The organism is Escherichia sp. KTE114 (assembly GCF_000407765.1).
Classification (GTDB): domain Bacteria; phylum Pseudomonadota; class Gammaproteobacteria; order Enterobacterales; family Enterobacteriaceae; genus Escherichia; species Escherichia ruysiae.
On record NZ_KE136626.1, the window covers coordinates 246,980 to 260,272 of the forward strand.

General features: G+C 51.2%; 12 protein-coding genes and 1 pseudogene. 5 read left to right on the forward strand and 8 right to left on the reverse strand.

Annotated features, from left to right (window positions below; translation table 11 throughout):
* The first annotated feature begins 4 nt into the window (after positions 1–4).
* The gene (gene ghxQ / locus WC5_RS19255; protein WP_000012142.1) at positions 5–1,372 is read left to right on the forward strand and encodes a guanine/hypoxanthine transporter GhxQ; all 1,368 of its coding nucleotides are present in this window, start codon (positions 5–7) and stop codon (positions 1,370–1,372) included.
* A gap of 35 nt (positions 1,373–1,407) precedes the next feature.
* Here the strand turns inward: ghxQ and WC5_RS19250 are convergent, their stop codons facing one another.
* Positions 1,408–1,896, reverse strand: a complete 489-nt coding sequence (locus WC5_RS19250; RefSeq protein ID WP_000838403.1) for a 4Fe-4S dicluster domain-containing protein — start codon at positions 1,894–1,896, stop codon at positions 1,408–1,410.
* Positions 1,893–3,814, reverse strand: a pseudogene (gene ygfT / locus WC5_RS0121755) (formate-dependent uric acid utilization protein YgfT). The gene WC5_RS19250 and the pseudogene ygfT overlap by 4 nt, the downstream one beginning before the upstream one ends.
* A 434-nt stretch (positions 3,815–4,248) precedes the next feature.
* Here ygfT and uacT point away from each other — a divergent pair.
* Positions 4,249–5,697, forward strand: a complete 1,449-nt coding sequence (uacT, locus tag WC5_RS19245) for a urate/proton symporter UacT (protein ID WP_010347966.1) — start codon at positions 4,249–4,251, stop codon at positions 5,695–5,697.
* Between the two features lies 1 nt (position 5,698).
* Positions 5,699–5,824 carry a protein YqfG gene (gene yqfG / locus WC5_RS19240; protein WP_016159664.1) on the forward strand — a complete coding sequence of 42 codons (126 nt, stop codon included), beginning with the start codon at positions 5,699–5,701 and terminating at the stop codon, positions 5,822–5,824.
* Here the strand turns inward: yqfG and WC5_RS25180 are convergent.
* The gene (locus WC5_RS25180) at positions 5,821–5,892 is read right to left on the reverse strand and encodes a hypothetical protein (RefSeq protein ID WP_123056740.1); all 72 of its coding nucleotides are present in this window, start codon (positions 5,890–5,892) and stop codon (positions 5,821–5,823) included. The two genes, yqfG and WC5_RS25180, sit on opposite strands and share 4 nt — an antisense overlap.
* Positions 5,893–5,946: 54 nt before the next feature.
* Between WC5_RS25180 and idi the strand changes: the two genes are divergently transcribed.
* The gene (idi, locus tag WC5_RS19235) at positions 5,947–6,495 is read left to right on the forward strand and encodes an isopentenyl-diphosphate Delta-isomerase (RefSeq protein ID WP_001192778.1); all 549 of its coding nucleotides are present in this window, start codon (positions 5,947–5,949) and stop codon (positions 6,493–6,495) included.
* 43 nt (positions 6,496–6,538) lie between these two features.
* Here the strand turns inward: idi and lysS are convergent, their stop codons facing one another.
* The 5 genes from lysS to xerD form a co-directional block, all read right to left on the reverse strand.
* Positions 6,539–8,056: a lysine--tRNA ligase gene (gene lysS, locus WC5_RS19230; protein WP_000003093.1), complete on the reverse strand. Its 1,518-nt coding sequence runs from the start codon at positions 8,054–8,056 to the stop codon at positions 6,539–6,541.
* Between the two features lie 9 nt (positions 8,057–8,065).
* A protein-coding gene (gene prfB, locus WC5_RS19225; RefSeq protein WP_001701073.1) for a peptide chain release factor 2 occupies positions 8,066–9,164 on the reverse strand; the annotation gives its coding sequence in 2 pieces (ribosomal slippage) (positions 8,066–9,088 and positions 9,090–9,164; 1,098 coding nt in all).
* 90 nt (positions 9,165–9,254) lie between these two features.
* Complete coding sequence (recJ, locus tag WC5_RS19220) at positions 9,255–10,988, reverse strand: single-stranded-DNA-specific exonuclease RecJ (protein ID WP_000813172.1); 1,734 nt, start codon at positions 10,986–10,988, stop codon at positions 9,255–9,257.
* A 5-nt stretch (positions 10,989–10,993) separates the two neighbouring features.
* Positions 10,994–11,704 (reverse strand): bifunctional protein-disulfide isomerase/oxidoreductase DsbC, encoded by a 711-nt coding sequence (dsbC, locus tag WC5_RS19215; RefSeq protein WP_000715234.1) that lies wholly within the window; start codon positions 11,702–11,704, stop codon positions 10,994–10,996.
* A 24-nt stretch (positions 11,705–11,728) separates the two neighbouring features.
* Positions 11,729–12,625, reverse strand: coding sequence for a site-specific tyrosine recombinase XerD (gene xerD / locus WC5_RS19210; RefSeq protein WP_000806649.1), 897 nt, complete (start codon positions 12,623–12,625; stop codon positions 11,729–11,731).
* A 111-nt stretch (positions 12,626–12,736) separates the two neighbouring features.
* Here xerD and fldB point away from each other — a divergent pair, with 111 nt between their 5' ends.
* Positions 12,737–13,258, forward strand: a complete 522-nt coding sequence (fldB, locus tag WC5_RS19205; RefSeq protein WP_001055874.1) for a flavodoxin FldB — start codon at positions 12,737–12,739, stop codon at positions 13,256–13,258.
* Positions 13,259–13,293 lie beyond the last annotated feature (35 nt).

A 13,293-nucleotide genomic window follows, 5' to 3' on the forward strand; every position in this document is an offset into this window, starting at 1 on the left:
CATTATGTCTGGAGACATCCTACAAACACCGGACGCACCAAAGCCACAGGGCGCGCTGGATAATTATTTTAAAATTACCGCTCGTGGCAGCAGCGTTCGCCAGGAGGTACTGGCGGGTCTGACCACATTCCTCGCTATGGTTTACTCCGTTATCGTAGTGCCGGGAATGCTGGGTAAAGCAGGTTTTCCTCCCGCAGCGGTCTTCGTTGCCACCTGTCTGGTCGCAGGCTTCGGCTCTCTGCTGATGGGGTTATGGGCTAACCTGCCAATGGCGATTGGTTGCGCCATTTCCTTGACAGCATTTACTGCATTCAGCCTGGTACTTGGGCAACAAATTAGCGTTCCGGTAGCACTAGGGGCGGTCTTTCTGATGGGGCTGATATTTACCGCTATCTCCGTAACTGGCGTGCGAACCTGGATCTTACGCAATTTACCAATGGGTATTGCGCACGGTACAGGTATCGGTATTGGTCTGTTCCTGCTACTGATTGCCGCTAACGGCGTAGGTATGGTCATCAAAAACCCGATTGAAGGCTTACCAGTTGCGCTTGGGGCGTTTACCTCTTTCCCGGTGCTGATGAGCTTGCTGGGATTAGCGGTGATTTTCGGCCTGGAGAAGTGCCGCGTACCTGGTGGGATCTTGTTGGTCATTATCGCCATCTCGATCATCGGCTTAATTTTTGATCCGGCGGTGAAATACCACGGTCTGGTGGCAATGCCGAGTCTGACTGGCGAAGATGGAAAATCTCTGATTTTCAGCCTGGATATTATGGGCGCGCTCCAGCCAACCGTACTTCCGAGTGTACTGGCATTAGTGATGACTGCTGTGTTTGACGCCACCGGCACCATCCGTGCAGTAGCCGGTCAGGCGAATCTGCTGGATAAAGACAACCAAATAATCAACGGTGGCAAAGCCCTGACCAGTGACTCGGTTAGCTCAATATTCTCCGGTTTAGTGGGTGCGGCACCTGCGGCAGTTTATATCGAATCAGCGGCAGGAACCGCCGCCGGAGGCAAAACCGGTTTGACCGCTACCGTGGTTGGTGCATTGTTCCTGTTGATTCTGTTTTTATCTCCGCTGTCGTTTCTGATCCCTGGGTATGCCACAGCCCCTGCACTGATGTACGTTGGTCTACTGATGTTAAGCAACGTTTCGAAGCTGGATTTCAACGACTTTATTGATGCAATGGCCGGACTGGTGTGTGCCGTGTTCATCGTCCTGACCTGCAATATCGTTACCGGTATTATGCTGGGCTTTGTGACGCTGGTTGTAGGTCGCGTCTTTGCTCGCGAATGGCAAAAACTGAATATTGGTACGGTTATCATTACCGTCGCCCTGGTCGCGTTTTACGCTGGTGGTTGGGCTATTTAAGAGATTCTCCGCGCCTTTCAGCGCGGAGATTTCTATCAGAGATGATTCTCGCCGCTGGCAGCAATACGCTGCTGGCGGATTTGCCTGAGTTCTCTCTCAGTCATCAACTGCAACGCCTGCGTTGGGCAAGATTCAACGCAGGCTGGCCCCTCTTCCCGCTGTTCACAGAGATCGCATTTCACGATGAGTTGGCGAGTATGTCCGGGCAAAGACTGAACAGTGATCATCCCAAACGGGCACGCACTGACACAACTCTGACAGCCAATACAGCGGGCAGAATTTGCCTGTACCACCTGTTCGCCCATCGTCAGCGCCTGCACGGGGCAAGCGCCAACACAAGGGGCGTTTTCGCACTGATGGCACATCACTGGCGCACTAATGTTGTTCAGACGCTGCACTTTTAAACGTGGGAGAAAGAAACTCGCATTCAACTCCTGTTCTAACGGATGGGCGACCACGCAAGCCACTTCGCAAGTACGGCAGCCAATACAGTCAGCTGGATTAACGATAATTAACGATTTCATCGCGATGCCTTCGTATTAAACATAGCTAACATATCGTGTGCCGCCTGTCTTCCTGCTGCCATTGCGGTGACGACCAGATCCGCACCATGAACGGCATCACCACCGGCAAAAACCTTTTTCAGATGCGTCTGGGTGGATAAATGCCCTGCATCGCCAGTTTTTATCAGCCCCCATTTATCAAGTTTAATGCCGCTGCCCTGCAACCACGGCATGGCATGTGCCTGGAAGCCAAAGGCCATAATCAGCACATCGGCGGGCAGTTCAAACTCAGATCCCGCCACCGGACGTGGACGACGGCGACCATCAGGCCCCGGCTCACCCATTGCGGTACGAATCAAGCCCACCGCCTTTAAGCGCCCGTTATCATCAAGAGCGATATATTGCGGCTGAACATTGAACAGAAACTCAACGCCTTCCTCACGCGCATTAACCACCTCTTTTCGCGAGCCGGGCATACTGACTTCATCACGCCGATAAGCACAGGTCACACTGGCGGCCTTCAGGCGAATGGATGTGCGCAGGCAATCCATTGTTGTATCGCCGCCCCCCAATACGACAACTCGCTTACCTTCTACATCCGTCAGCGGATACTCTGCAGACTCTGGCAGCCCCATCAACTGGCGAGTATGCGCGGTCAGAAACGGTAGCGCCTGAATCACACCGGGCGCATCTTCATGCGGCAGATCCGCTCGCATCATCCCGTAAGTCCCCACGCCAAGAAAAACAGCGTCATATTCTGTCGTTAAGTCGTTGAAAGAGATATCACGACCAATTTCACAGTTGAGATGAAAGTCGATCCCCATCGCGGTGAATATCTCCCGCCGCTGGCTTAACACCGCTTTATCGAGCTTGAAAGGAGGAATACCAAAGGTGAGCATACCGCCGATTTCCGGATGGCGATCAAAGACATCAACATGAACGCCGGCGCGCGCAGGATATCGGCACACCCCAGTCCTGCTGGCCCGGCACCAATCACAGCTACCCGTTCCATACGCGGAACGACCTGGCTGACATCGGGACGCCAGCCCATCGCCAGCGCAGTATCAGTAATATAGCGTTCCAGATTGCCGATAGAGACTGCGCCAGAGTGATCTTTCAAAGTACATGCGCCCTCACAAAGCCGATCCTGCGGACATACCCTGCCGCAGATTTCTGGTAAGGAGCTGGTCTGGTGGCAGAGTTCTGCCGCTTCAATAATCTTCCCTTCCTGTACCAGATGGATGTAATCCGGAATGGCGTTATGCAACGGACAATGCCAGTTACAGTTGGCTTTTTTGGCACAATAAACACAGCGGTCACTCTCATAAGTTGCTTGTTGCGGATCCAGTCCACAATAGATTTCGCCAAAGTGAGTCTTCCGCTCGCTCGCTGTAATTTTCTCTGCGCCTTTGCGCGGGTTAACGGGGAGCAACGCTGCACGGCGAGATGGCTGAGCATCTGATGACGCCTTTCCTTCTGCCGTTTTGCGCTGGCGGGTCATCTTTATCTGCTGTAACCCTTTATCGTCCATCAGCCTTAACGCCTGTGTTGGGCAGACCTCAATACAGGCTTGCGCGCCGGAACTGCGCTGGTTACAAAGGTCGCATTTCTGCGCAATAGAACCGACCATCTCGATTACGCCAAAGGGGCAAGCGATTGCGCATCTTTTACAGCCAATACACTTTTGCTCGTCCAGTTGTACGCTATCAGGCTGGAAAGTCAGAGCATTTACCGGGCAAACCGTAACGCAGGGGGCATTGTTGCAATGATGACAGGCCACCGGATTCGCGTGCAGGCCTTTCCCAACAATGTGAATACGGGGTCTAAAGTCACTGTAGCTCTGCGGCCAGTTTTCTTGATTGTGTGCCGCCGCACAGGCAATTTCACAGGCATGACAGCCTATACATTCCGCAGCTTCAGCAGCGATAAACTTATTCATTTGCATCCCTTTCATTTGATGAGTTATGTCTTCTCAAATGTCGCGATGCAATAAACGGGCATATATTATAAAACGTGTCCGCTTTAATGATATTTTGCGACTGAGGTCAAATTATTACCCCTCAATCTGTGCCGCTTTCATTAATTAAACTCCATCGCTGAAAACAGAGTAATCCAACTCAAAAGCATTAAATGCGAGAGTGCAACATGCCAGAATGATTAAAGACATATCAATATGAGAAAATTAAAGATAATTCCATTGTCTTATTCTTTTCTCATTTTCTTGGTTTAACCAGGATTATGTGATTGCCTCCGCATTTCCATTCTATAACTTCCCTTCCTCGTTAAAACTGGCATCCCACGAGCATGTCATTAAACAGTTTTATTAACGTAAACGGTTGCATTTCACTCTGGCGAGCGAAAGGAGAATGACTGATGAGCGCCATAGATTCCCAACTTCCCTCATCTTCAGGGCAAGACCGCCCCACCGATGAGGTTGACCGCATATTATCACCAGGAAAGTTGATCATACTCGGTCTGCAACACGTACTTGTGATGTATGCAGGCGCAGTCGCTGTACCACTGATGATTGGTGACAGACTCGGCCTTACCAAAGAGGCGATAGCGATGCTTATTAGCTCCGACCTCTTTTGCTGCGGTATCGTCACACTTTTGCAATGCATTGGCATCGGTCGTTTTATGGGGATTCGCCTGCCCGTTATTATGTCAGTGACCTTTGCAGCTGTAACGCCAATGATAGCTATCGGGATGAACCCGGATATCGGGCTGCTGGGGATTTTTGGCGCAACCATCGCAGCCGGATTTATCACCACATTATTAGCGCCGCTTATTGGTCGCTTAATGCCTTTGTTCCCACCGCTGGTTACCGGTGTGGTTATTACCTCTATCGGGCTGAGTATTATTCAGGTGGGCATTGATTGGGCTGCGGGAGGTAAAGGAAATCCGCAATATGGTAATCCCGTTTATTTAGGAATCTCCTTCGCAGTCTTAATTTTCATCTTGCTTATTACTCGCTATGCAAAAGGATTTATGTCCAATGTTGCCGTATTACTGGGGATTGTTTTTGGCTTTTTACTTTCATGGATGATGAATGAAGTCAATTTATCCGGGCTGCATGATGCTTCGTGGTTTGCGATTGTTACGCCGATGTCGTTTGGTATGCCGATTTTCGACCCCGTTTCTATTTTGACCATGACCGCAGTTCTCATCATCGTATTTATTGAGTCGATGGGGATGTTCCTGGCACTGGGTGAAATAGTCGGTCGTAAGCTCTCTTCGCACGACATTATTCGCGGGCTGCGCGTGGATGGCGTAGGAACCATGATCGGCGGAACGTTTAACAGTTTTCCGCATACATCTTTTTCACAAAACGTCGGTCTGGTCAGCGTGACGCGCGTTCATAGCCGCTGGGTGTGTATTTCTTCGGGGATTATTTTAATTCTGTTCGGCATGGTGCCTAAAATGGCGGTGCTGGTGGCTTCCATTCCGCAATTTGTGCTGGGCGGCGCGGGGCTGGTGATGTTCGGCATGGTGCTGGCAACAGGGATTCGGATTCTGTCGCGCTGTAACTACACCACCAACCGTTACAACCTTTATATTGTGGCAATCAGTCTCGGCGTTGGCATGACCCCGACGCTTTCTCACGATTTTTTTTCTAAATTACCAGCCGTACTGCAACCGTTGCTGCATAGCGGCATTATGCTCGCAACCCTTAGCGCCGTTGTGCTGAACGTCTTCTTTAATGGCTATCAGCATCATGCTGACCTGGTGAAGGAATCCGTCTCTGATAAAGATCTAAAAGTCAGGACAGTACGTATGTGGCTTCTGATGCGCAAGCTGAAGAAAAATGAGCATGGAGAATAATATGAATCTTTTAATGCGCGCTATATTCAGTCTGTTATTACTCTTAATGATCTCCATTCCTGTCATTTCTGACTGCGTTGCAATGGCTATTGAAAGCCGCTTCAAATATATGATGTTGCTTTTTTAAATGGTCTTTCTCTGTCGGCATCCGCTCAAAACGGGCGGTTGTCGATAAACGCTCACTTGGTTAATCATTTAACACTTCTGTTATCTATAATGACGAGTGATTAGAATTACATGTGAGAAATTATGCAAACGGAACACGTCATTTTACTGAATGCACAGGGAGTCCCTTCGGGTACACTGGAAAAATATGCTGCACACACGGCAAATACCCCCTTACATCTCGCGTTCTCCAGTTGGCTGTTTAATGCCAAAGGGCAATTATTAGTTACCCGCCGCGCACTGAGCAAAAAAGCATGGCCGGGTGTGTGGACAAACTCGGTTTGTGGGCATCCACAACTGGGAGAAAGCAACGAAGACGCAGTGATCCGCCGTTGCCGCTTTGAACTGGGTGTGGAAATAACATCACCAGAACTGGTCTATCCTGACTTTCACTATCGCGCCACCGATCCGAGTGGCATTGTCGAAAATGAAGTGTGCCCGGTATTTGCCGCTCGCGTAATCAGCGAGTTACAGCCCAACAATGATGAAGTGATGGATTATCAATGGTGTGATTTAGCAGATGTATTACACGGTATTGATGCTACGCCGTGGGCGTTCAGCCCGTGGATGGTGATGCAGGCAGCCAATAGCGAAGCCAGAAAACAATTGTCTGCATTTACACAGCTTAAATAAAAAACCCCGACGGTTGCCGGGGTTATGTGCTTACGCGTAATACTTATTTTACCGGACGCATCGCCGGGAACAGAATAACGTCGCGGATAGTATGGCTGTTGGTGAAAAGCATAACCATACGGTCGATACCAATTCCCAGACCTGCTGTCGGCGGCAGACCATGTTCCAGCGCAGTAACGTAATCTTCATCGTAGAACATTGCTTCATCGTCGCCTGCGTCTTTCGCCGCAACCTGATCCAGGAAACGCTGCGCCTGATCTTCTGCATCGTTCAGTTCGCTAAAGCCGTTACCAATCTCACGACCGCCAATAAAGAATTCAAAGCGATCGGTGATTTCCGGGTTGACGTCGTTACGACGCGCCAGCGGAGAAACTTCAGCCGGGTATTCAGTAATGAAGGTCGGCTGAATCAGATTCGCTTCTGCCACTTCGTCAAAGATCTCGGTCACAATACGACCCAGCCCCCAGCTCTTCTCAACGTGAATGCCGAGAGATTCAGCAATCGCTTTCGCAGAGTCGAAGTTATCCAGATCTGCCATGTCGGTTTCCGGGCGATATTTCTTAATCGCTTCACGCATGGTCAGTTTTTCGAACGGCTTACCGAAGTCCAGTACCACATCACCGTAGGTTACTTCGGTCTTACCGAGAATATCCTGCGCCAGAGTGCGGAACAGCGATTCGGTCAGTTCGATCAGATCTTTGTAATCCGCGTAAGCCATATAGAGTTCCATCATGGTGAACTCTGGGTTATGGCGTACGGAGATACCTTCGTTACGGAAGTTACGGTTGATTTCGAACACTCGTTCAAAGCCGCCAACCACCAGACGCTTAAGGTACAGTTCCGGCGCAATACGCAGGTACATGTCGAGATCCAGCGCGTTATGATGGGTGATAAACGGACGCGCAGCCGCACCGCCAGGGATCACCTGCATCATCGGGGTTTCAACTTCCATAAAGCCGCGATTCACCATGAACTGGCGAATGCCAGAGAGGATCTGTGAACGCACTTTAAAGGTGTTGCGGGAATCATCGTTAGAGATAAGATCCAGATAACGCTGACGATAACGCGCTTCCTGATCTTGCAAGCCGTGGAATTTGTCTGGCAGCGGGCGCAGTGCTTTGGTCAGCAGACGCAGCTCGGTGCAGTGGATCGACAGTTCGCCGGTTTTGGTTTTAAACAGCTTACCTTTTGCGCCGATAATATCGCCAAGATCCCATTTCTTAAATTGATCGTTATAAACGCCTTCCGGCAGATCATCACGAGCTACATACAGCTGAATGCGACCACCGACATCCTGCAGGGTAACGAAAGAAGCTTTACCCATGATTCGGCGAGTCATCATGCGACCAGCTACAGCGACTTCGATGTTCAACTCTTCCAGCTCTTCGTTCTCTTTACCGTCGAAGTCTGTATGCAGTTGGTCAGAAGTATGGTCGCGACGGAAATCATTCGGAAAGGCAATCCCCTGCTCGCGCAGGTTCGCCAGCTTTTCGCGACGTGTTTTCAGTTCATTGTTAAGATCGGTTACCGCGTCAGTGCCTTGTACGTGTTGTTCAGACATGTTGGTTCCTTATAACCCAGCTTTCAAACTTGCTTCGATAAATTGATCCAGGCTGCCATCCAGCACTGCCTGCGTGTTGCGGGTTTCAACCCCGGTACGCAGATCTTTAATGCGGGAGTCATCAAGGACATAAGAACGAATCTGGCTGCCCCAGCCGATGTCAGATTTATTGTCTTCCATCGCCTGTTTCTCAGCATTCTTCTTCTGCATCTCCAGCTCATAAAGCTTCGCTTTCATCTGCTTCATGGCCTGGTCTTTGTTCTTGTGCTGGGAACGGTCATTCTGGCACTGGGTCACAATCCCGGTCGGGATGTGAGTAATACGCACCGCAGATTCGGTACGGTTAACGTGCTGACCGCCTGCACCGGACGCGCGATATACATCAATGCGCAGATCCGCTGGGTTGATTTCGATATCAATATCGTCATCCACTTCTGGGTAAACAAACGCGGAACTAAACGACGTGTGACGACGACCGCCGGAGTCAAACGGGCTCTTACGCACCAGACGGTGAACGCCGGTTTCTGTGCGCAGCCAACCATAAGCGTAATCGCCGGAGATCTTGATAGTCACGGATTTGATACCCGCCACTTCACCTTCTGACTCTTCGATAATTTCAGTTTTGAAACCGCGCGATTCTGCCCAGCGCAGATACATACGCTCAAGCATACTTGCCCAGTCCTGTGCTTCCGTACCGCCGGAACCTGCCTGGATATCAAGGTAGCAGTCGGCGCTGTCATATTCGCCGGAGAACATGCGGCGGAACTCAAGCTGCGCCAGTTTTTCTTCCAGGGCGTCGAGTTCAGCAACGGCTTCGTTAAAGGTTTCTTCGTCGTCAGCTTCTACAGCCAGTTCCAGCAGACCGGAAACATCTTCCAGCCCTTGTTTCATTTGGTCGAGGGTATCGACAACAGCCTCGAGAGAGGAACGCTCTTTACCCAGCGCCTGCGCACGTTCGGGTTCGTTCCAGACATCCGGCTGTTCCAGCTCGGCGTTTACTTCTTCCAGACGCTCTTTCTTGGCGTCGTAGTCAAAGATACCCCCTAAGAACGTCGGAGCGTTCCGTGAGGTCCTGAATGCGATTATTTACCGGATTAATTTCAAACATGGTCTGATTTCTTTTATTGAGCTAGTCAAAATGCGGTGATAAGAGCGGGATTGTACCCAATCCACACTCTTTTTTATAGAGAAGACGACGCTAAAGTGGCCAGATATTATCGATGATAATCTGTAGACTGCGGTTGCCACGAAACTCGTTGATATCCAGCTTGTAGGCCAGTTGAACTTCACGCACGCCGTTATCCGGCCAGAGGGCGGTATCGACATTAAAAGCAATACCATCCAGCAGCGGGCCGCCGCCGACCGGTTCAACCATGACCTTCAGATGGCGCTCTCCCACCAGCCGCTGTTGCAGCAGGCGGAAATGACCGTCAAACAGCGGTTCCGGGAACATCTGCCCCCACGGACCGGCATCACGCAGCAGTTGCGCAACTTCCATGGTCATCTCCGCTGCACTTAACGGGCCGTCGGAAACCACTTCACCCTGTAATAATGCCGGATCCAGCCACTCGGTAACCAGTTCGCCAAAGCGTTGCTGAAAGAGTTCGAATTTGTCCTCTTCCAGTGACAATCCTGCCGCCATCGCATGACCGCCAAACTTGAGCATCATGCCAGGGTAGAGCGTGTCTAACCGCTCCAGCGCGTCGCGCATATGCAGTCCCTGAATGGAGCGCCCAGAACCTTTCAACGTACCGTCGCCCGCAGGCGCAAAGGCGATAACCGGACGATGAAAACGCTCTTTGATGCGCGAAGCCAGAATACCAACGACGCCCTGATGCCATTCAGGGTGATACATTGCCAGCCCGCCAGGCAGCGTATCGCGGCTACGCTCCAGTTGCTCGCACAAGGTCAGTGCTTCGACCTGCATTCCCTGTTCAATCTCTTTTCGCGTCTGGTTTAGTGCATCAAGCTCATTAGCCAGAACGCGCGCTTCGCCGATGTTGTCGCAAAGTAACAGTGCCACGCCAACGGACATATCATCCAGTCGTCCGGCGGCATTGAGACGCGGCCCCAGCGCAAAACCTAAATCGCTGGCAGCGAGTTTTTGTGCATCGCGGTTTGCCACTTCCAGCAGAGCTTTAATCCCCGGACGGCACTTCCCGGCACGGATGCGACTCATCCCCTGCCAGGTCAGAATACGATTATTGGCGTCCAGCGGCACTACATCCGCCACCGTACCCAGCGCCACCAGATCCAGCAATTCCGCCAGATTCGGTATTGCGATACCACGCTCATCGAACCAACCCCGATCGCGCAAAAAGGTGCGTAACGCCAGCATCAGATAAAACGCTACGCCAACGCCTGCCAGCGATTTCGACGGAAACTCGCAGTCACGCAGATTGGGATTAATAATGGCTTCCGCCGCAGGTAAAGTTTCGCCAGGCAAATGATGATCGGTAACAATAACCGGAATGCCCAACGATCGAGCATGTTCAACACCTGCGTGGGAAGAAATGCCGTTATCAACCGTTACAATCAGCTGCGCGCCACGCGCATGAGCCTGATCGACCACTTCCGGACTTAAGCCGTAACCGTCTTCGAAACGGTTCGGTACAAGGTAGTCGATGTTGTCACAGCCGAGAGAACGCATCGCCAGCACGCTCAGAGCTGTGCTGGTGGCACCGTCGGCGTCGAAATCACCGACCACAATAATCCGTGTTCCTTCGCGAAAAGCGTTGTAAAGGATCTCAACGGCCTTTTCGACACCGCTCAGTTGCTGCCAGGGCAGCATACCTTTAACGCTACGCTCCAGTTCCTGCGCGCTGCGCACGCCCCGGCTGGCGTATAAACGCCGCAGCAAGGGGGGCAGGTCAGCGGGCAGGTCTGCCGTTTCGTCGACTTCACGACGACGAAGTTGTATCTGTTGTTTCACGCGAATTATTTACCGCTGGTCATTTTTTGATGTTCGTCGAGGAATTCTTTCATCTCTTTCGGCGGCTGATAACCCGGAACCAGTGTGCCATTACTCAGCACAACTGCCGGAGTTCCGCTAACGCCAAGCTGTACGCCAAGTGCGTAATGGTCGGCAATATCGATATCGCAACTTGCCGGGGTAACGGCTTTGCCTGCCATTACGTCATCAAAGGCTTTATTTTTATCTTTTGCACACCAGATGGCTTTCATTTGTTGCTCCGCCTGGCTTTCCAGTCCCTGACGCGGGAACGCGAGATAACGCACGGTGATCCCCAGCGCATTATAATCAGCCATCTGCTCATGCATTTTGTGGCAGTAGCCGCAGGTAATGTCGGTAAACACGGTGATGACGTGCTTTTCTTGCGGCGCTTTGTAGATAATCATCTCTTTTTCCAGCGCATTCAGTTGCTTTAACAGCATCTGGTTGGTGACGTTGATTGGTGCCGCGCCGCTAACGTCATACATTGGCCCCTGAATGATGTGTTTACCGTCATCGGTGATGTACAACACACCGCTGTTAGTCAGAACTGTCTTCATGCCTGCCACGGGTGCTGGCTGAATATCGCTGCTTTTGATGCCCATTTTGGCTAACGTTTGTTGTATTGCCGCGTCATCCGCCTGAACAAAGCCAGAAAACGCCGTCAACAAAGTAAACAACATAAAACCTTTCTTCATAAATCATCCCGTTCTTTTCAGCTATCACGCCCGAGGGTGATGCTGTTGATGAAGTTGCCGCAGACGCTCAGTAGCGACATGCGTATAAATTTGAGTCGTCGAGAGATCGCTATGACCCAACAACATCTGCACAACGCGTAAGTCCGCACCATGATTTAACAAATGGGTGGCAAAGGCGTGACGCAACACATGCGGCGACAGCTTTTCGCTGTCGATCCCCGCCAGCACGGCATAATGTTTAATGCGATGCCAGAAAGTTTGTCTCGTCATCTGCTGCGCACGCTGGCTGGGAAACAGTACATCAATTGACACACCGTTTAGCAACCACGGTCGCCCGTGTTCCAGATAGGTTTCCAGCCAGTAAACTGCCTCTTCACCTAACGGCACCAGGCGTTCTTTGTTGCCTTTACCAATTACCCGCACCACCCCCTGACGCAAGCTGATATCGCTCATCGTCAGCCCTACAAGTTCAGAGACACGCAATCCGGTAGCATACAGCACTTCGAGCATCGCTTTGTCGCGTAGCTCCAGAGGCTGATCAACCAGCGGTGCCTGCAATAACCTTTCGACTTGCGCTTCACTTAAATCTTTCGGTAGACGCTGGGGTAATTTTGGCGAAGCAAGATGCGCACTGGGATCGTCTTCACGAAACTTTTCGCGATAAAGATACTGGAACAATCGGCGCACCGCACTCAGCAAACGAGCGGAACTGGTGGCTTTATACCCGCCTTCCAGCCGTTCTGCCAGTAATGCCTGTAAGTCGCCGCTTTGCGCCGTTGCCAGCGTCAGTCCACGATGATGCAACCACTCCACCATCATTGACAGATCGCGACGATATGCGTTCAACGTATTTTCTGCCAGATTTTTTTCCAACCACAGGGCATCAAGAAACTGCTCGATGCGTGCCAGATCCTGTTTCACTTGCGCCCCTTATCGTTACTCGTTTGATCCATTATGCCTTATTGTGCCGTGACTAAAGCGATTCTGATACACTAGCCGCAAAAGCCACAGCAGAATCGAGAAGCTTACGTTATGAATATGGGTCTTTTTTACGGTTCCAGCACCTGTTATACCGAGATGGCAGCGGAAAAAATCCGCGATATTATCGGCCCAGAACTGGTGACCTTACATAACCTCAAGGACGACTCCCCTAAATTAATGGAGCAGTACGATGTGCTCATCCTGGGAATCCCGACCTGGGATTTTGGTGAAATCCAGGAGGATTGGGAAGCCGTCTGGGATCAGCTCGACGACCTGAACCTTGAAGGTAAAATTGTTGCGCTGTATGGGCTAGGCGATCAACTGGGATATGGTGAGTGGTTCCTCGATGCACTCGGTATGCTGCATGACAAACTCTCGACCAAAGGCGTGAAGTTCGTCGGCTACTGGCCAACGGAAGGGTATGAGTTCACCAGTCCGAAACCGGTGATTGCTGACGGGCAACTGTTCGTAGGTCTGGCGCTGGATGAAACTAACCAGTATGACCTCAGCGACGAGCGTATTCAGAGCTGGTGCGAGCAAATCCTCAACGAAATGGCTGAGCATTACGCCTGAGATTACTGACGGCATAGCGCACTCGCTTTGCCGTC

Coding starts and splice junctions, on each gene's coding strand:
- lysS (WP_000003093.1), bottom strand. CDS start 8,056: ATGTCTGAACAACACGTACAAGGCACTGACGCGGTAACCGATCTTAAC.
- yqfG (WP_016159664.1), top strand. CDS start 5,699: ATGAATCTTTTAATGCGCGCTATATTCAGTCTGTTATTACTCTTAATG.
- idi (WP_001192778.1), top strand. CDS start 5,947: ATGCAAACGGAACACGTCATTTTACTGAATGCACAGGGAGTCCCTTCG.
- uacT (WP_010347966.1), top strand. CDS start 4,249: ATGAGCGCCATAGATTCCCAACTTCCCTCATCTTCAGGGCAAGACCGC.
- WC5_RS19250 (WP_000838403.1), bottom strand. CDS start 1,896: ATGAAATCGTTAATTATCGTTAATCCAGCTGACTGTATTGGCTGCCGT.
- fldB (WP_001055874.1), top strand. CDS start 12,737: ATGAATATGGGTCTTTTTTACGGTTCCAGCACCTGTTATACCGAGATG.
- dsbC (WP_000715234.1), bottom strand. CDS start 11,704: ATGAAGAAAGGTTTTATGTTGTTTACTTTGTTGACGGCGTTTTCTGGC.
- ghxQ (WP_000012142.1), top strand. CDS start 5: ATGTCTGGAGACATCCTACAAACACCGGACGCACCAAAGCCACAGGGC.